Origin of the sequence: Kineosporia sp. R_H_3 (assembly GCF_002198675.1) — a bacterium.
Taxonomy (GTDB): Bacteria; Actinomycetota; Actinomycetes; order Actinomycetales; family Kineosporiaceae; genus R-H-3.
In genome coordinates, this window is record NZ_MWLL01000016.1 from 33,585 (window position 1) to 52,932 (window position 19,348).

Annotated in this window: 11 protein-coding genes; 7 read left to right on the forward strand and 4 right to left on the reverse strand. The window is 73.8% G+C overall.

Features of this window, described 5'->3' with window-relative positions; all coding sequences use genetic code 11:
- Positions 1-109 precede the first annotated feature (109 nt).
- On the forward strand, positions 110-913 hold the full coding sequence (locus tag ECOMGDLI_RS01475; RefSeq protein ID WP_198954431.1) for a L,D-transpeptidase family protein: 804 nt from the start codon (positions 110-112) through the stop codon (positions 911-913).
- A gap of 6 nt (positions 914-919) precedes the next feature.
- On the opposite strand, the gene ECOMGDLI_RS01480 is transcribed toward ECOMGDLI_RS01475, so the two are convergent.
- Complete coding sequence (locus ECOMGDLI_RS01480; protein WP_088312904.1) at positions 920-1,441, reverse strand: hypothetical protein; 522 nt, start codon at positions 1,439-1,441, stop codon at positions 920-922.
- Positions 1,442-1,533: 92 nt separating this feature from the next.
- On the opposite strand from ECOMGDLI_RS01480, the gene ECOMGDLI_RS01485 reads away from it, so the two are divergent.
- Together ECOMGDLI_RS01485 and ECOMGDLI_RS01490 are read left to right on the forward strand one after the other, a co-directional pair.
- Entirely contained in the window at positions 1,534-2,403 is an 870-nt protein-coding gene (locus tag ECOMGDLI_RS01485; protein ID WP_088312906.1) for a LysR family transcriptional regulator, read from the forward strand.
- Positions 2,400-2,942 (forward strand): RNA 2'-phosphotransferase, encoded by a 543-nt coding sequence (locus tag ECOMGDLI_RS01490; RefSeq protein ID WP_088312908.1) that lies wholly within the window; start codon positions 2,400-2,402, stop codon positions 2,940-2,942. The genes ECOMGDLI_RS01485 and ECOMGDLI_RS01490 overlap by 4 nt, the downstream gene beginning before the upstream one ends.
- 41 nt (positions 2,943-2,983) lie before the next feature.
- Here the strand turns inward: ECOMGDLI_RS01490 and ECOMGDLI_RS01495 are convergent, their stop codons facing one another.
- The gene (locus ECOMGDLI_RS01495) at positions 2,984-4,609 is read right to left on the reverse strand and encodes a dolichyl-phosphate-mannose--protein mannosyltransferase (RefSeq protein WP_369812694.1); all 1,626 of its coding nucleotides are present in this window, start codon (positions 4,607-4,609) and stop codon (positions 2,984-2,986) included.
- A 43-nt stretch (positions 4,610-4,652) separates the two neighbouring features.
- Between ECOMGDLI_RS01495 and rsmI the strand changes: the two genes are divergently transcribed.
- The 4 genes from rsmI (at position 4,653) to ECOMGDLI_RS01515 (ending at position 16,711) form a co-directional block, all read left to right on the forward strand.
- Positions 4,653-5,564, forward strand: a complete 912-nt coding sequence (gene rsmI / locus ECOMGDLI_RS01500) for a 16S rRNA (cytidine(1402)-2'-O)-methyltransferase (RefSeq protein WP_088312958.1) — start codon at positions 4,653-4,655, stop codon at positions 5,562-5,564.
- 134 nt (positions 5,565-5,698) lie between these two features.
- Positions 5,699-6,394 (forward strand): hypothetical protein, encoded by a 696-nt coding sequence (locus ECOMGDLI_RS01505; RefSeq protein WP_143447425.1) that lies wholly within the window; start codon positions 5,699-5,701, stop codon positions 6,392-6,394.
- A gap of 345 nt (positions 6,395-6,739) precedes the next feature.
- Positions 6,740-11,509 (forward strand): choice-of-anchor D domain-containing protein, encoded by a 4,770-nt coding sequence (locus ECOMGDLI_RS01510; RefSeq protein WP_088312914.1) that lies wholly within the window; start codon positions 6,740-6,742, stop codon positions 11,507-11,509.
- Between the two features lie 552 nt (positions 11,510-12,061).
- Positions 12,062-16,711 (forward strand): choice-of-anchor D domain-containing protein, encoded by a 4,650-nt coding sequence (locus tag ECOMGDLI_RS01515; RefSeq protein WP_143447426.1) that lies wholly within the window; start codon positions 12,062-12,064, stop codon positions 16,709-16,711.
- A gap of 286 nt (positions 16,712-16,997) precedes the next feature.
- Here the strand turns inward: ECOMGDLI_RS01515 and ECOMGDLI_RS01520 are convergent, their stop codons facing one another.
- Both ECOMGDLI_RS01520 and ECOMGDLI_RS01525 read right to left on the reverse strand, forming a co-directional pair.
- Positions 16,998-18,437 carry an ATP-binding protein gene (locus ECOMGDLI_RS01520; protein ID WP_088312918.1) on the reverse strand — a complete coding sequence of 480 codons (1,440 nt, stop codon included), beginning with the start codon at positions 18,435-18,437 and terminating at the stop codon, positions 16,998-17,000.
- A 32-nt stretch (positions 18,438-18,469) separates the two neighbouring features.
- On the reverse strand, positions 18,470-19,210 hold the full coding sequence (locus ECOMGDLI_RS01525) for a response regulator transcription factor (RefSeq protein ID WP_088312960.1): 741 nt from the start codon (positions 19,208-19,210) through the stop codon (positions 18,470-18,472).
- Positions 19,211-19,348 lie beyond the last annotated feature (138 nt).

The window sequence follows — 19,348 nt, forward strand, 5'->3', positions numbered from 1 at the left end:
CGAGCATCGACCCGGGCCCTGGCGCGTGCGAGGTCCGGCCGTTCGCCTCTGGGGCAAGGGTTCCGACGCGCCTAGCGTGGAGAGCAGGAACCCGTCGCACAGCGAGGGGATGAGGACGATGCGTTCCTGTGCTGCACGTCCACGCCGGGCCGCGATCGCTGCGGCCGTCTCGACCACCGCACTGCTCTGCGCGGCACCGTCCGCGCTCGCCGCCCAGGCGCCGCCGCCCGCAGCAGCGACCCCCTCGCAGGTCGCGACCTCGGCCGCCGCGGCTCCGGCCGTCGTCGTGGGCGGCCCCGCCGTCCGACCGGCCTCCGTCGCGACGACCCCCTGGCGCTCGGTCGCCCGGCCGACGGTGCGCCAGGGCTCCCACGGCGCGGCCGTCGTCGCTCTCCAGGACCGCCTCACAGCGCTCCACTACGACGTCGGCCCGGTCGACGGGGACTTCGGGACGAGCACGCTGCACGGCGTCTACGCCTTCCGGAAGGTGCAGGGCCTGCACCTGGACGGCATCGTCGGCCCGCGGACGTGGGCGGCGCTCGCGACGCCGCGGGTGCCGCAGCCGCGGCACACGCTCACGGCGTCCGCCGTCGAGATCGACCTGGCGCGCCGGGTCGTCTACCTGACGAAGAACGGCGCGGTGACGCGGATCGTCGACGCCTCACCGGGGAAGGCGAGCACGCCGACCCCCACGGGTGCGTTCACGATCACCCGGCGGATCGACGGCTGGCGGCGGAGCCCGCTCGGGCTGCTGTGGCGGCCGAACTACTTCCACGAGGGCTACGCGCTCCACGGCTCGACGTCCGTGCCGACGTACGCCGCGAGCCACGGGTGCGTGCGCGTGACGGTGCCCGCGATGAACCGGCTCTGGCCGAAGCTGTTCGTCGGCGAGCATCTGTGGGTCTACCGCTGACGGTGCTCACGCCGTCGCGAGCGACGCGGTGACGAGCCGCTCGACGTCCCTCCACGAGAGTGTCGGGTGCAGGCCCGGCGCAGCGGTTGCGCGCTGGGGACCGAACAGGTACTGGTGCCGGACGACGCCCCGGATCGCCGCATGGACCTCGGGATGGTCGTCGACGAAGTGCGTCAGACCGAGCTCCTCGCAGTGGATGCGCTTGTCCGGGCGGGTGCGGCAGAAGCGGACGTGGTCGGGCGGGAGACCGGTGCGTCCGTAGAAGTCGTGCCCGTCCAGCCAGCGGAGCGTGCGCTCCTGCACACGCGGCCCGCACTTCGACACGAGCCAGACACGCCCGTCGAAGGCAGGGACGAGCCGGGCGATCGTCTCGACGGCTCCCGGCATCTCCGGGGTCGCGAGCATGGTGGGCTCGTCGCCGCTGAAGAAGGCGGTGTCGCCGCCCTGAGGGTGGCTCGAACCGTCGATGACGACCCGGCCGATGTCGATCCCGAGGGCCGGGAGGGGGTGATGGGTGATCGTGTCCATGCCACGACGATGACGGGTGCGCCTCGGCAGGGGAACTATTGATCCGCGACAAATCAATAGGCAGGGACTATGACTGAGGTACGCTCCGCAGCATGCTCGGCCGCGACCTGCTCGAGGCGGACGCCGTCCGCGCCTTCGAGGTGTTCGCCGAGCACCGGAGCTTCACAGCGGCGGCCGCGGTCCTGCACCTGAGCCAACCGTCGCTGCACGCGAAGATCGGGCGGCTGCAGACGGCGCTCGGGGTGCCCCTCTACGAACGCCACGGCCGTGGTCTGCGGCTCACGGTGGCCGGCGAGCGGCTCGCGGTCTTCGCCCGGGACGCCGGACGCCGGGCGGACGACCTCGTCGCGCAGCTGCACGCAGGTGCGGCGCCCATCACGCTGGCCGCCGGGCGAGGGACCTTCCGCTGGGTCGTCTCCGACGGTCTGCGCCGGCTGGGTGCGACCGGCCGGCCGGTCCGGGTCCGGACCGCCGACCGGGAGGCGGCGCTCGGGGCCGTGACGTCCGGACAGGTCGACGTCGCCGTCGTCGCCCACGACCGGCCGCCGCCTGCGCTGGAGAGCCGTCAGATCGCCGTCTACCCGCAGACCCTCGTCGTCGCCCGACGGCACCCGCTCGCCCGCCGCGGGAGCGTCCGGGTCGTCGACCTCGACGGGCTCGCGCTCGTCGTCCCGCCGCCCGAGCGCGTGCACCGGCGCACGCTCGAGCGGGCTCTGGGTGACGCGGGGGTCAGCTGGCAGGTCGCCGCCGAGGTCGACGGGTGGGACCTCCTCGTGCACTTCGCGGCGATCGGGCTCGGCGCGACCGTGGTCAACGGGTGCGTCCGACCGCCTCGCGGGCTGGTCGCGGTCCCGATCGAGGACCTGCCCGTCGTCCGGTACTGGGCTGCATGGCGCCCTGAGCGCGGTGCGCTGGCGGACGACGTCCTGGAGCATCTCGTTCCCGCGCAGGCTCCGGCATGAGGGACGACGACGTCGCACTGAGCCGCTTCCTCGCGTACGTCCTCCGGCATCGCCCGGAGGCCGTCGGCCTCGCACTCGCGGAGGGTGGCTGGGTCGAGGTCCCGGAGCTGCTCGCGGCCCTCGCCGCGAACGGCCGACCAGTCGACCGGGCACGGCTCGACCGTCTGGTCGCCGGGCCGGGCAAGGTGCGGTTCGAGCTCGTCGACGGTCGGGTCCGCGCGGCGCAGGGACACAGCGTGCCCGTCGAGCTCGGGCTCCCGCCGCTCGCGCCGCCGGACGTCCTCTGGCACGGGACCGCGGCCGGGAGTGTCGGGGCGATCCTCGCCGAAGGACTGGTCCCGGGCCGTCGCACGCAGGTCCATCTGTCGGGCGACCCCGGGACCGCGCGCGACGTGGGGGCCAGGCACGGCCGGCCCGTCGTGCTCAGGGTGGACGCCGCCGGGTTGCACGCGTCCGGCGGGGTCTTCACGTGCGCCACGAACGGGGTCTGGCTCGTGGACCGGGTCCCGGCGAGGTTCCTCAGCAGGACCGATCTCTGAGCACGTCGACCGCGACCGACGGCCCGGCGCAGGTCAGGCCGTCAGATCCAGCTCGGCAGCCACATCCGGTCCTGCCAGTCGTTCTTGGAGATGATCGGCGCGGCGTAGATCGGGTAGAACCATGCGAACGCCAGGGCGGCGAGGACGACGACCGAGCCGGCCGCGAGGGTGCCGGCGAGGCGGCGCCGCGGGGCGGCGTCCGGCGGGCCGAGCATCAGGCCCAGCACGTAGGTGAGGGCGAGGACGACGAACGGCACGAAGGCGACGGCGTAGAACGAGAAGATCGTGCGCTGCTGGTACTGGAACCAGGGCAGGTAGCCGGCGACGAACCCGGCGAGGATCGCACCGGCCCGCCAGTCCCGGCCGAGCGCCCAGCGGACGACGAGGACGGCGACCGCGATCGTCGCGCCCCACCAGATGACGGGGTTGCCGAGGGCGAGCACGGTCTGGGCGCACTCCTTGCCGGCGCACGCCTTGTCCTCGTACCAGTAGTCGACGGGCCGGGCGAGGATCAGCCAGGACCACGGGTTCGACTCGTAGGGGTGCGGCGACGTGAGCCCGACATGGAACGTGTACGCCTCGGCGTGGTAGTGCCACAGACCGCGCAGCGCGTCCGGGACCCAGCCGGCCACCTTCGAGGGGTGCTCGGCGCCCCACTGCCGGAAGTACGCGTCGGTGGACAGGAACCAGCCGGTCCACGTCGCGAGGTAGGCGGCGAAGAACGCGGGGACCATCGCGACGAAGCCGGTGAGCCCGTCCCGCAGGAACGTGCCGGTCAGCCAGTGCCGGACGCCGACGGCGCGGCGGGCGGACAGGTCCCAGGCGACGGTCATGAGGCCGAACACCACGAGGAAGTACAGGCCGGACCACTTGACGCCCGTGCAGAGCCCCAGGCTCACGCCGGCCGCGATCCGCCACCAGCGGATGCCGAGCCCCGGCCCGAAGAGCAGCAGCGAGGCCCCGCCCGAGACCCGGTCGGCGAGCCGGGCGCGGGCGACGTCCCGGTCGATGAGCAGGCAGCCGAACGCGGCGAGGGCCCAGAACATGACGAAGAGGTCGAGGATCCCGGTCCGGCTGTGGACGAAGTGCTGGCCGTCGATCGCCAGCAGCAGCCCGGCCGTCGTCCCGAGGAGCGTCGAGCGGAACAGCCGGCGCGCGATCCGGGCCAGCATGAGGATCGAGAGCGTCCCGCAGAGAGCGACGGAGAACCGCCAGCCGAACGGGTCGTCCGCCCCGAAGAGCCACTCGCCGAACGCGATCATCCACTTGCCGAGCGGCGGGTGGACGACGAAGTCGGCGGCCGTCCCGAAGACGTCGGTGTTGCCGGTGTTCCAGAGCTTGTCGGGCTCCTTGATGTCCGGGTCGTTGACGAGCTCGTAGCCGACGTCGAGGAGGGACTTGGCCTCCTTGACGTAGTACGTCTCGTCGAAGACGAGGCCCGGCGGCCGCTCGAGGTGCCAGAACCGCAGGAAGCCGCCGATCGCCGTGACGACGAGCGGCGCGACCCAGCCCCAGAACCGGTCCATGAGCCGGACGCCGAGCAGCTTCGCGGCGAGCGCCTGCTGGGCGGCGAGCAGCGGACCCGGTGGGGGCACCGGCGCACCGGGCCCCTCGCTCCGGGCCAGGTCCGGCCTCAGCGTCTGCGGCGGGGACGTCACCCGCGACATCGTAAGCCGCCCGGCGGCGCGCCCCGGGCACGGGCGGAGGAAGATGCCTCGGGTGACCGACACCGCCGGCCCGGGCCGCCTCGTCCTCGCCGCGACGCCGATCGGGGACGTCGACGACGCCCCGCCCCGGCTGCTGCGCCTGCTCGGGACCGCCGACGTCGTCGCCGCCGAGGACACCCGGCGGCTGCGCCGGCTCACCGCGGCGGCCGGCGTGACCCCGACCGGACGGGTCCTCAGCTACCACGAGCACAACGAGTCGACCCGGACGGCGGAGCTCGTCGCGGCGGCCCTCGGCGGCGCGACCGTGCTCGTCGTCACCGACGCCGGGATGCCGAGCGTCTCCGACCCCGGGCTGCGCGCCGTCCGGGCGGCGGTCGAGGCGGGGGTCGCGGTGACCGCGGTCCCGGGGCCCTCCGCGGTGCTCACGGCACTGGCCCTCTCCGGCCTCGCGACGGACCGGTTCTGCTTCGAGGGGTTCCTGCCGCGCAAGCCGGGGGAGCGGCGCCGGGCGCTCGCCGCGCTGGCCGCAGAGCCGCGGACGACGATCTACTTCGAGGCCCCGCACCGGCTCGCCGCGACGCTCGCCGACATGGCGGAGGTGTTCGGTGCCGACCGCGCCGCCGCGGTGTGCCGCGAGCTGACCAAGACGTACGAGGAGGTCCTGCGCCGGCCCGTCGGGGAGCTCGCGGCCTGGGCGGCCGCCGGTGAGGTGCTCGGCGAGATCACGGTCGTCGTCGCCGGCGCGCCGCCCGTCGAGGCCGGGCCGGACGACGTCCCCGGGCTCGTCGTCCGGGTGCACGACCTCGTCGCGGCCGGGACGCGGCTCAAGGACGCCGTCGCCCAGGTCGCCGCGGGCAGCGGGGTCCACAAGCGCGACCTGTACGACGCCGCCGTCCGGACCCCGCGCGCGGGCGTCACGGACGGTGGCCGGGCGACTCCCCCCACGCCAGGCTGATCGGGACCTAGGTCCCTGGGCGACCCTGGACCCTGCCGACGACCGGGCAGGTCGGGCGGCGGACGACGCACCGGGCGAAGGGTGCGGCGGACCCGGGCGAAGGGTGCAGGGGCGATGGGCAGCAGGGCTTCGACGTGCGCGGACGCACGGTGACGACGCTCGCGCCCGCTCCGCGCCCCAGGCCCCGCGCCGCGTCCCCCTCCCGGAGCAGGGTCCGCCAGCAGGTCCGCCGGCGCACCGCCCGGGTCGACCTCCTCCCCGGCCGGCCGCCGGCCCCCGTGCGCCGGGCGGGCCCGGCCCGCCTGCGCGCCGCGGTCTTCCCGCTCGTCGTCGTGGCCGTCCTCGTCGGGGGCGGGTGGCAGGTCAGCCGGGCCGTGGCGGCCGCCCAGCCGATCACCATGACGGTGGCCTCGCCCGCGGTCACGGCGTCGTGGGGGCGGCTCGTGGTCCTCGGGGCCACGCAGTACGACCGGTCCGCCCCCGCTTCCGCCGCCGCTGCCCCCGCCGCCGAGGGCGGTGTCCTCGTCGAGGTCATGGTCCGGCTCGTGCCCACCGGCGGCAGCGGGCGATTCGACCCGGCGTCCGTCGTCCTGCGGCGTCCGGACGGCCGCGAGGTCCCGGCGACCCTCGGGGCGCTCGCACCGGTCCGGGTGCCCGTCGGCGGTTCCGTGGAGGGACGTCTCGGGTTCGTCACCGCGCCGTTCGACGGCACTGCCGTCCTCGTCGTCCGAGACGGCGCGGCGGCCGGGAAGCTCGTGACGCTCCGGCCGGCGAGGCACACCGGGCAGGGGCCGGTCGACGTCCGCGGGTCCTGGCTCCAGGACCGGTAGCCGTCCCGCAGCGGACGGCACGCAGGGTCGTCCGAACGGTGGAGCGGTTCCCTCCGCCGTTCGGCGTGACCTGCAGGTTGTCACCGACGGTGACGTGATCATTCCCCCGGTTCCCGGGCATCGACACCCCCGCCGACGGCTGCCAGAGACCTAGGTCCCTCCGTCAGGCTCCTCCACCGTGGCCCACGTGTGATCAAGGACGGGGCGTCCTCGAGCACCGGTTCGACGGCCACGCGCAGGGGCTGACTGCGCGACACGGTCCGGGACGTGCCACGTCCCGGGTCGGCTCGCGACCGCCCGCCTGCGGTCCGGGCAGGGGTATGACGGACTGCCAGGAAGGCGACCATGACGACCACCCGGGGCCGGCACGCGACGCACGGCCGACGCGTTCTCTCGGCACGAACCAAGGTCCTTCGGGCCGTCGCCGCGCTCGTCGCGCTGCCCATGGTCGTCACGGGTCTCGTGACGATCGCCGGGCCGGCGGGCGCGGCCGGCACCGTGGCGCCGACGCTCATGGCCGGCAGCAGCTTCCCGCTCTGGTACGCCGACACCAAGGGCGACCGGGTCGAGCCGTGCCTCGACGCCGCGGACACGACGTGCATCCTCCCCGCCGTCGGCGACGAGCCCGGCTACGACCCGCGCCTGCCGCTGTCGTTCCCCAAGAACTTCCCGACCGAGTTCTTCTACGCCTACGCCGCGTCGAACACGGTGACCACCCCGGGCTGCGGCACGTCGCCGGCCGGCAAGGCGTCCGTCGTCCTCGCGCTCGAGGGTGCGTTCATCAACGGCGACCCGGCCCCGGGCGACCAGATGGTCTTCGGCCGGATCCGGGTCCGGGTCTCCAGCGGCCTGTGCCCGAACACCGACTACCTCTTCAGGCACCCCTTCGGCGAGGAGGCGATCCGCACGAACGACGCGGGCGCCGTCACCGCGACGCTCGGCACCGAGGACATCGGCTGCGTCCCCACGGCGACGGTCCCGTGCGACTTCCACGACGCGCTCTCCTCGCGGGTGTTCGGCGCCGGCGACGGCTTCCTGCGGTGGACCGCGGACCCCGCCCTCGCCCCCGGGTACCTCGGCGACGGCGTCACCCCGCACGCGATCACCGGCGGCACCGGTGTCAACGAGTTCGCGATCCTCGACGGCGCCGGGACGGCGCTCGACGACGGCGCCGGCAACCCGCTGAGCACCTCGCTCTTCACGGTGTCCGGCAAGCTCGCCGGGCCGCTCGTGTCGGACGGCGTCGACTTCGGCGGCGTCGCCGTCGGGACCAGCCAGACCCGCCCCGTCACCGTGACGAACATCGGGACCACGCCGGTGACCGTCGCACCCGGCGCGGCCACGGTGCTCGGCGACCCCGGCTCCCGGTTCGCCGTCGCGCCCTCCGCCGACGGGTCGTGCGTCAGCCCGGACGGCGACGTCACGGTCCCCGTCGACGGGACCTGCACCCTCGACGTCACGTTCAGCCCCGACGACTACCCGGCGGTGTCGGACATCGTCGACCTGGCCTCGACGGGTGGTCTGCGGTCCCCGCTGTCCATCCACGTCAGCGGCACCGGGATCAACGCCGGTGACGCGCCCGCGATCGCCCCGGTCGACCCGCTCGCGTTCGGCGACGTCCGGATCCGGGAGGAGAAGTCGCTCACCGCGACGCTGACCAACAACGGTCTGGCCCCGCTGCGGGTCGCGGACGTCGCGCTCACCGGTGACGGCGCCTCGCAGTACCGGCTCGCGGCACAGACCTGCACGACCGGCGGCCGGACGATCCCGGTCGGCGGCACGTGCGACGTCACCGTCACGATGCGGCCGTTCTCCCGCGGTGCGCACGCGGCCGTCGTCGAGGTGACGAGCAACGTCGACGGCGGCCTCACGACGATCGACGTCACCGGCACCGCGACCGGCGGCACGGCGGCGGTCTCGGCCACCGAGGACCCGTACGACGGCTTCCCGTACTGGTACCGCGACGAGAACGCGGTCAAGGTCTCGCAGTGCATCGACCCGCAGGACCCGTACTGCGTCGTCCTCCCGGATGGCGGGTACGACCCGTCCGCGCCGCAGGCCTTCCCCACCAACTTCCCCGGTGAGTTCTTCTACACGGTCGCCGACTCCGAGCCCGTCACGACGCCCGGCTGCGACGGCGGCCCGGAGGGGACGGCCTTCATCCGGTCGGCGGTCGAGGGCACGTTCGTCAACGGTTCCGCGGCGTTTGACGAGCAGATGGTCTTCGGCCGGGTGCGCATCGTCGTCCGGGGCGGGCTGTGCCCGGACACCGACTACACGTTCGTCCACCCCTACGGCACGTCGACGATCCGGACCAACGAGGACGGCTCGATCAAGCCGATCCAGGGCACCGTCGACATCGGCTGCGCGCCGCTGCCGCCAGCGACGTGCGACTTCTCGGAGGCGCTGAGCAGCCCGGTCTTCGGCGGCTTCCTGCGCTGGGACCCGGCGGTGTCCCCGGCGGCGCCGCCGGGCTACCTCGGTGACGCGGTGACCTTCCACCCCGTGGTCGGCGCGCCGTACCTCGACGAGACCGGCAACCCGGCGAACTACTTCCGGATCCTCGACCCGGCGGACGGCTCGACCCTCGCGCAGAGCGACACGTTCACGGTCATGGGCAAGCTGCGCGGCCCGCTCGAGGTGACGGACGGCGTGGACGCGGCGGGGCACGTGAACCTCGGCGCGGTCGCCATGGCGTCGACGTCCGGCACGGCGCACGTCGTCTACACGAACACGGGCCTGGAGCCGATCGAGATCGGCCCCGACGCCGTGACGATCAGCGGCACGGACGCGGGCGACTTCACCGTCGCCGGTGACTCCTGCTCCTCCGCGACGCTCGCGGTCGACGACACCTGCACGGTGGACGTCAGCTTCTCGCCGACGGCCACGGGCAACCGGACGGCGGACCTGCGGGTCGTCCACTCCGGGATGAACTCGCCCGTCGTCACGGTGCTCGACGGCATCGGCGGCGCCGAGGGCGACACGGCGGCGATCAGCTTCCAGCCGCGGTCGCTCACCTTCGCCCAGCTCGCCGTGAACAGCGCGAGCGCGGCGGCACGGGTGACGATCTCGAACGTCGGCGGCAGCCTGCCGCTGTCGGTCTCGAACCTCGCCGTCGGCGGCGCCCCGGACGACTTCGCCATCGTCGACGACAGCTGCCGGGACGGTGAGGTCGCCCCCGGCGGCACCTGCTGGGTCGACGTCGTCTTCACCCCGACCCGGGCCGGCGCGATCGGCGGCAGCCTCGTCGTCACCGACAACGCCCCGGGCACGACGCACTCCGTCGCTCTCACCGGGACGGCGTCCGCGGCCGGCAAGGGCGTGTCCGCAGCCGTGGACCCGAACGGGTTCCCGCGGTTCTACACCGACGAGAACGGCGTCCGGATCGAGCCGTGCCTCGACACCAACGGCAAGTGCGTCGTGCTCCCGGACGCGACGTACAAGGCGAACCAGCCGCTCGTCTTCCCGACGAACTTCCCCGGTGAGTTCTTCTACGCGGTGGCCGACTCCGACGTCGTCGCCCTCGACGGCTGCGGCGGGGCGACCGAGCCGGGCACGGCGCTCCTGCGGGTCGCCCTCGAGGGCACCTTCGCGGACGGCTCGCCGAGCTTCAACGACCAGATGACGTTCACCCGCATCCGGTTCACCGCGAACAGCGGCCTGTGCCCGAACGTGCCCTACCAGTGGGTCTCCCCGTACGGCGTCTTCAGCTTCACGACGAACGCCGTCGGCGGGCTGCCCCGCAACGAGGGCACGATCGACATCGGCTGCCCCGCGGTCGTCGGGACGCCGTGCGTCTTCGCCGACGCCCTCGACAGCCCGGTCCCGGCCGGCTCGCCCGGGGTGGCGGCCGACCGGGTCGCGCCGAACCTGCCGAGGACGCCGATCGACGGCTTCCTCCGGTGGGACCCGAACCAGGGGGCGGCGGCCCCCGCCGGGTACCTCGGTGACGCCACGACCCTGCACAAGGTCGTCGGCGGCACCTACCAGGAGGCCGGGGCGACCGGCCCCACCAACCGGTTCGAGATCCGTGACCTCGCCGACAACACGATCGCCGGGACCGACCTGTTCGCGGTCTCCGGCAAGATCGCCGGCCCGCTCTACGCCTCGACGGCCGCCGTCGCCTTCGGGCACCAGCCGTCCGGGACGCAGAGCGGCCTCAGGACGGTCACGGTGACCAACGTCGGGCCCGACACCACGGTCCACGTCGCCAAGACCGGGCTCAACGCCGACCAGTTCCTCCTGGACGGCTCCGGCACCTGCGACACCGAGGTGACGGCCACCGACGGGACGTGCACGATCAAGGTCCGGTTCGCCCCCACGGGTGACTCCGGGGCGCGCGGCCCTGCCCGGCTCGTCATCACGGCGGACGGCGACCCGGCCGCCCGGACGGTCGTCGTCGACCTCACCGGTCTTGCGGATCCGCCGCTAGCACCGGCGATCTCGGTGAGCCCCGGGATCCTGTCGTTCACCACCGTCACGGCACCCGGGACGGCGGACCGCACGACGACGATCACGAACACGGGCACCGCACCGCTGAACGTCGGGTCGGTCACGGTGACCGGGCCCGCGGCGTCCGACTACAGCATCTTCGAGAACACCTGTGCGGCGGACCTCGCCGCCGCGGTCCTCGACGACGCGGGGGCGGTCGTGACCCCGGCGGGCACCTGCACGGTCACCGTGCGGTTCAAGCCGTCGGCACAGGGTCCCCGGGTCGCGACGCTGACGATCAACCACAACGCCCAGGGCAACTCGACGCTCGTGTCGCTCACCGGCACCGGGCTCGGGTCGCAGTTCAGCCTGTCGCCCAACCCGATCGGGTTCAGCAAGGTGTCGAGGAACACGACGAAGTCGTCGTCGGTGTCCATCAAGAACACCGGCACGATCCCCGTCCGGCTGACGGCGGCCGTGGTCAACAGCGCCACCCCCGGCATCTTCGGCACGACGAACGGCACCTGCATCGGCCAGGTCGTGCAGGCCGGACGGTCCTGCACGATGAACGTGACCTTCCGGCCGACCGCGCTGGTGAACTACAGCGGGACGCTCGTCGTCACGGGCGACAACACGTCGCTGCCGGCGTCGGTGTCGGTGAGCGTCACGGGTTCGGGCAAGTGACCGGAGCCTGAGCCACGGCCGGCCGCGGACGAGCCCCCGGACTCCGCGGCCGGCCGAAAGGCCCGTACCGACCCGGTACGACGAGCGCCCCACTCGTCCACCGGGCCCGCGGGCCGGACGCGGCGACGACAGGTCCGCCCTGTGCCTGTCGCAGCCGCCGGGACCCCCAGGTCTGCCCCGGCCTGGGGGTCCCGCCGTCCGCGTCGCCGGCGCCATATCACTGTGCGTCGATCACGTATACCCCCCAACTTTCGGCACTGCCACCACCACTGCGCGGCTGCCAGGGACCTCGGTCCCTGGACGAGGGTTCGGTGCAGTGGAAAACCACGCCCTCCGCGGGGCGGTCAGGCGTGGTGGAACTCAGGCAACACAGTGCGTCCCACCGCCATGGGCTCGGTCGGTGAGGACGGTTCCCGGACCGTGCAGCAGCCGGTCCGGTGGGGCGAAGGAAGCACCGCGGAGGTGCCCGTGTTCAACAACCCGGCAGCGACTGTGGCGGCGCGTGCGCGTCGGTCCACCCGGCTGCGTCGACTGGTCGCCACCGCAGTGGCAGTGCCCCTCGCAGTCCTCGGTCTCGTGACCGTGGGCGCCCCTGCCGCGCAGGCGGCCGCCGTGGCGCCGGCCACCCAGACCCTGCCGGGCAGCGGGTTCCCCGCCTGGTACGAGGACAACAACGGCAACCGGGTCGAGGCCTGCATCGAGGCCAACGACCCGAACTGCGTCCTGCCGGGTGCGGAGCCGGACTACAACCCGGCTGCCCCGCTGAGCTTCCCGACGAACTACCCGAGCGAGTTCTTCTACGCGTACGCGCAGTCCTCGAACGTCGCGACCCCCGGCTGCGGCACCTCGCCCGCCGGTCGGGCGTTCGTCACGCTCGCGATCGAGGGGGCCTTCATCGGCGGTGCCCCCAAGGCCGGGGACCAGATGACCTTCGGTCGCGTCCGGGTCCGCGCGACGAGCGGCCTCTGCCCGGGCCAGGCGTACACCTTCCAGCACCCGTTCGGCACGGTGACCCTCACCGCCAACGCGGCCGGCGCGATCCCGGTGAACACCCCCGGCGCGACCGTCGACGTCGGCTGCGTCCCGACCACCCTCGTGCTGTGCAACTTCTCCCTGGCCACCGGTTCGCCGGTCATGGGCAGCGCCACCGCGGGCTTCCTCAAGTGGGACCCGGCCGTCGGGCCGGCCGCACCGCCCGGCTACCTGGGCGACGGCGTCACCCCGCACCCGATCGTCGGCGCGAACGGCCCCGGCAGCGCGAACAACCTCACCGTCTCCGGCTCCGACGGCGCCGGCGGCGTCTGGACCGGGACGACGAACCTGTTCACCGTGGCCGGCCGGCTCGCCGAGACCGTGGCGAGCCCGAGCCCGCTCGACTTCGGCGGCCAGGCCGTGGGGGTCCGTAGCACCACCCGCACGGTCACCGTGACCAACCTCGGCAAGGCGACGCTCACCATCCCCAACGGTGGTGTGACGATCGCCGGCCCGGCGAACATCTTCCGGCTCAACGGCACGAACTCCTGCAACCGCGCGGTGCTCGCCCGGAACGCGACGTGCACGTTCGGCGTGAACTTCCAGCCGCCCGTCCTCGGCCCGTCCACGGCGAACAGCGTCAACGTCGCCTTCACCGGCGGGTCCCGGTCGCCGCTGAACATCCCGCTGCTCGGCACCGGCACGACGGCCGGCGCGCAGCCGGTCGTCACGGCGACGCCGAACCCGCTCGCCTTCGGTGACGTCCGGATCAAGACGACGTCCACCCTGCCCTTCACTGTGACCAACTCGGGCACCTCCCCGCTGGCGGTCTCCTCGGTCGACTTCGACCTCGCGCCGGGGAGCGAGGCGGACCAGTTCCGGGTCGCCTCGACGACGTGCACCGGTGTCACGGTCGCCGCGGGCGCCTCGTGCTCGGTCTCGGTGATGTTCGCGCCCACGGCTCCCGGGCCGCACACCGCGACCGTCCTCGTCGCGAGCAACGTGGTGGCCACGCCGACCCGAGTCACCGTCACCGGCAACGCGACGGGCGGCGTCGCCGCGGTGGCGACGGACAAGCTCCCCGTCGACGAGTTCCCGACCTGGTACCGCGACGAGAACGGGGTCAAGGTCTCGCAGTGCATCGACCCGGACGACCCGTTCTGCGTCGTGCTGCCGGACGCGACCTTCACCCGGGGCCAGCCGCTGAGCTTCCTGCCCGCGGCCCCCGGCAAGGCGCTGAACTTCCCGGGTGAGTTCTTCTACACGGTCGCCGACTCCGACCAGCTCACGACCCCGGGCTGCGCCGGGACGGCGCCGGGCAAGGCCGCCTACCGCAGCGCCATCGAGGGCACGTTCGTCAACGGCGACCCCGTCGACACCGAGCAGATGGTGTTCGGCCGCGAGCGGTTCTTCGTGACGAGCGGCCTGTGCCCCAACACGAACTACACGGTGACGAGCCCGTACGGGCGCACCGTCATCCAGTCGAACGCCAAGGGCGGGATCGCCCGCAACGCGTCGACGGTCGACATCGGGTGCGCCCCGGTCGCGCCGGCGGTGTGCGACTTCTCCGAGGCGCTCAGCTCCCCGGTCCTCGGCGGGATCCTCCGTTGGGACCCGGCCGTCGCGCCGGCCGCCCCGGCGGGCTACATCGGTGACGCGGCGTCGTTCCACAAGGTCATCGGCGCCCCGTTCAAGGAGGACGGGGTCAACCCGTCCAACTACTTCAAGATCACCGGCCCCGGCCTGCCGCCCGCCGGGCTGCAAACCTCGCAGTTCTCCGTCATGGGCAAGCTCCAGGGCCCGCTCGAGGCGACCGGCGGCGTCAGCGCCGCGGGCAAGCTCGTCCTCGACACCACGGCCGTGGGCAGCGTCTCCCCGGCCAAGACGCTCACGGTGACGAACACCGGCGTCGCGGTCCCGGGCGGCTCCGACGGCCGCGTGACGCTGTCGGGCATCACCGTCGGCGGTGTCGACGCAGCGGAGTTCGCGGTCGCCGGAGGCACCTGCACCGCGACGACGACCCTGGCGCCCGGTGACACGTGCACCGTGGACGTCACCTTCGCCCCGGTCGCGACCGGGGTCCGGGCAGCGACCCTGACGTTCACGAACAACGGGCTCAACAACCCGTTCGTCGTGCCCCTCGAGGGCACCGGCAGCGACCCGACCGGTGCGGCGATCAGCTTCGCCCCGAGGTCGCTGACGTTCGGGCAGCTGGGCATCGGGCGCTCCAGCAGCGCCGAGACGGTGACCATCTCCAACGCCGGCGGGACCGCACCCCTGGTGGTCAGCGGGTTCACGCTCGGCGGCGCGGCGCCCGGCTCCTACGCCTTCACGAACAGCACCTGCGCCGACCCGGTGGCGCCGGACGCGAGCTGCACCGTCGACGTCGTCTTCTCCCCGACGGCCGGCGGCGCGCAGAACGCCACGCTGTTCGTCTCGGACAACGTCGGGGCGGGCCAGCACTCGATCGCGTTGACCGGCAGCGGGTTCGCCGGTGCCAAGTCGGTGTCCGCGAGCGTCGGCAGGTTCGGCTACCCGACCTTCTACCAGGACTCGAACGGGACCCGGCTCGAGCCGTGCCTCGACCCGGCCAACTGCGTGCTCCTCGGGGTCCCGCAGCCCGACCAGCCGCTCGCCCTCCCGGACAACTTCCCGGACGAGTTCTTCTACGCCTTCGCGACGAGCGACATCCTCTCGATCCCGGGCTGCAACCCCGGCGACCCGGCGGGCAGCGCGTTCCTCGTGTCCGGCCTCGAGGGTTCGTTCGCGACGACGGCCGGGCCGGTGGCCGGTGACCAGACGACGTTCACCCGGTTGCGGCTCGTCGCCAGCGGGCTGTGCCCGAACGTCGGCCCGGACGCTCCGTACACCGCGGTGACGCCGTACGGGACGTTCGCCTTCACGACCGACGCGAACGGCGCCGTCCGGCCGAACGCGCAGACGCAGGACACCGGCTGCGGGGCCGCCCCGTGCGCCTTCGGGGACGCGCTCGCCAGCCCGGGAGCGGTCTTCGTCAACGCGGCGACGCCGATCGAGGGCTTCCTGCGCTGGGACCCGAACGCGGCGACGCCGCCCGCCGGCTACCTCGGTGACGCGACGAGCTTCCAGAAGGTCATCGGTGGTACCTACGTCAAGCCGGGTGCCACGGGCGCGTTCAACGGGTTCGAGATCCAGGACCCGACGACCCGCGTCCTGGCGAGCACCGACCGCTGGCAGGTGGCCGGCAAGATCGCCGGTCCGCTGGCGCCGGACGCGTTCGCGCTCGACTTCGGTGCCGTCGACCAGGGGCAGTCCAGCCCGACGCAGACCGTCGTCGTGACGAACGTCGGCGCGGACACGGCCGGGGTCACGCCGAGCCTCACCGGCACCGGTGCGAGCCAGTTCGCGATCACCGGCGGCACCTGCGCGGCGGGTACCGCGGTCGCCCAGGACGCGACCTGCACGGTGGTCGTCCGGTTCAGCCCGACGACCGGGACCGGGCCGCTCGCCGCGACCCTGACCCTCAAGCCGGCCACGGGCCCGTCGGCGACGGTCTCCCTCACCGGTGTCGCCAACGAGGTGGCCAGGCCGAGCATCACCGTGACGCCGGGCGTCCTGTCCTACGGCACCGTGACGGCCCCCGGACCGTCGTCGCTCTCGACGACGGTCACCAACACCGGGACGGCGCCGCTCACCGTCAGCGCGGCCACGGTGACCTCGGGGGCGAGTGACTACGCGGTCACCGGAGGGACGTGCGGCGCCGCACCGTTCACCGTCGCCGGTGGGGCGAGCTGCACGGTCACCGTGCGGTTCGTGCCGACGGCGATCGGGGCGCGGACCGGGGCGCTGACCCTGAGCCACAACGCCGTCGGCGGGAGCACCGTGGTCTCGCTGACCGGCACCGGTGCCGGGGCCAGCTGGTCGGTCTCGCCGAGCCCGGTCGGGTTCGGCACGGTGAACCGCGGGACGACGAAGACGTCGACCCTCTCGGTGAAGAACACCGGCACGGCCAACGGAACGATCGCCGCGGCCACCACGGTCGTCAGCGGTCTGCCCTTCGGGGTCGTCGTGAACCCGGCGACGAGCACCTGCTTCAACGGCACGGCGGTCGCCCCGGGGAAGACGTGCGGCATCAGCGTCACGTTCACCCCGACCGCGGTGCAGACCTACAACGGCACGCTGACCATCGACGGCGGAGCGTCCTCCCTGCCCCGCCTGACGACGGTCACCCTCACCGGTACGGGCAAGTGACCCTGCCCCGTCCCCACCGGTGACACCGGTCGGCCGCTGAGCACCCCTGGCTCAGCGGCCGACCGCCCCGGCCCGCAGCACGGGCCCGGGCTCGGGCGCCCCACCCGACCCGGTCCGCGGGCCGTGCACCACGTCGACCGCCGGCTCGCCCTACGCCGACGGCAGGCGAACGGTGCGAAGACCCCCTGGCCCGCCCCGGCCAGGGGGTCTTGCACGTTCGGGGTGCCGCTCCTGCCGCCGGGTGTCCGTCGCCGGCGCAGGTCCCGAGGCGGGAGCGCGACCTGCGTCAGCCCTGACGGGCGCGCCGCCACCAGGGCCGCTGCGGTACGCCGTCGGTCGGCACCCGGACGACGAGGGTCGTGCCCGAGCCGGGCGCCGTCCGCAGCGTGTAGCCGCCGCCGGCGGCCCGGGCCGCCCGCGCGTAGAGGGTCAGGCCGAGGTGCCCGTCGGCCGCGGTCGTCGCACCGGCCGGGTCGAACCCGCGGCCGTCGTCGGTGACCTCGAGGACGATGTGGCCGTCCTGCCGCGCGAGCCGGACGACGAGCCGCGTCGCGGCCGCGTGCCGGACGACGTTCCGGATCGCCTCCCGGGCGACCAGGCTCAGTGCCGTGTGGACGTCGCGGCTGTGCGGCTCGACGTCGACGACGTCGCGCTCGACGAGCAGGCCCGCCTGCTCGGCCTCCAGGGCCGCCTGCGTGACGACGCCGGCCAGCGGGGTCGCGGCGAGGTCGCCGACGGCGAGCGAGCCGATGAGGCCGCGCAGCACCCGGACGTCCTCGCGGACGATGTCGTTGAGCTGCTGGGCCGCCGCGCCGATGTCCGCCTGGCCCTCGCGGTCGGCGACGGCCCGGACGGTGCCCAGGCCGAACCCGACGGCGACGAGGTCCTGGATGACGCCGTCGTGCAGCTCGGCGGCGATCGAGTGCCGCTCGGACTCGGCGGCGTGCGCGGCGAGCCGGGACAGGGTCGCCCGTTCCTCGTGCCCGCGGGCGATCCGGCGGGCGAGGACGACGGCCAGCGGCAGGAGCAGCAGCTCCAGGGTGAGCAGCGAGAGCACCACGAGCGGGGTGATCTGGTCGCTGAGGTTCTCCCGCAGGGCGTCGAGCCGGTCGACGGGCAGGTAGGCCTCGACGAGCACCGGCTCGCCGTCGGCCGCCGTGACGCCGGCGTACACCTCGAGCGTCTCACCGAAGCCGGACTCGAACTCGTTCTCTGGCTTGGTGCTCGGGGAGACGTGCGCGTCGAGCCCGAGGGTCTCGAGCACCTCGCGGTCGTCGGGCTCGATCTCGTACGTGCGACCGATGAGCCGCGGCTCGTCGGAGTAGAGCACCCGCGCGTCCGCGGACCAGACCTTGACCCGGAGCACCTCGTGCTCGGCCATCTGGCGCTTGACCAGCTCGTCGAGCCGGGCGATCGCCTGCGGGTCGCCGGCGGCGAGCTCGTCGGTGACGAGCGGCGCGACGGTCAGCTGGGCGAACTTCTGCGTGTAGAAGCCGGCGTCGTGGACGGCACCGTCCCGGGCCACGGTCTCCGCGACGACCGACGCCCCGACGCCGACGAAGAGCAGCGCGCCGAGGCTCGCGACCGCGTAGCTGACGAGGGCGCGCCGCACGATCCTGCGGGCCTCCGAGCGGGCGGTCTCCTCGTCGGCGGACAGCGGTGACCGCGGCACGTAGAGCGGGTCGTCGAGGGCGCGCGGACGAGGCCCGCGCGCGAGCATGGCCATCCGGTGGACTCGGTGGACGTGCGGGGAGTCGGTCAGGACGCCTGGTGGAGGCGGAGCAGCCCGAGCCGGGCGGCGGTGACGACGGCCTCGAGCTGGGAGTGGCAGTCCAGCTTGGTGAGGATCGTCTTCACGTAGCCGCGCGCGGTGTGCGGGCTGATGCCCAGCCGGCGGGCCGCGGCGGTGACGTCGCGGCCGGCGGCGAGCTCCTGGAGGACGTCGATCTCCCGCGAGGTGAGCGACGGGGCGGCGGACGTCGTCGCGGACCGCGGGCGGCCGAGCGCGGCGATGAGCCGGTTGTCGACGACCATCGAGCCCTTGCGGGCGCTGCGGAGCGCCTCGAGCACCTCGGCGAGACCGCCGGTCTTGGCGACGTAGCCGCAGGCGCCGGCCTCGGCGGCCCGGCTCACGAGGCTCGGGTCGGTCTCCGCGGTGAGGATGACGATCCGGACGGACGGGTAGAGCGTCGAGATCTCCCGCGCCAGCCACATCCCGTTGCCGTCGGGCAGGTTGAGGTCGAGGAGGACGACGTCGGGGAGGATCCGGCCGACGAGGTCCAGGCCCGTGCTCACCGTCGGGGCGTGCCCGACGAAGACGAAGCCGGTCTCGGCGGCGAGCGCGAAGGCGAGCAGGTCCGCCATCGTCCGGTGGTCGTCGATGATGGCGACGCGCAGCGGCGCGTCCTCCTGCCCGGTGTCGGCGGTGCCCGCGGGCGTCGTCGCCGACCGGTCCAGCGGCTGGCTCGGCAGGTGCTGCGAGTAACGTGTGACGTCCATGATGTGCCCCATCCATCCGCGGGTTCCAGCGGTGTCCCCGCCGCTGTGACCCGCCGTCCGCCCGGTGCCCGACCGGTGCCCGAAGGCCTGGTGTGCGGACTTCCCCTTGTCCCGTGACCATGGTGCCTTGACGTCTGA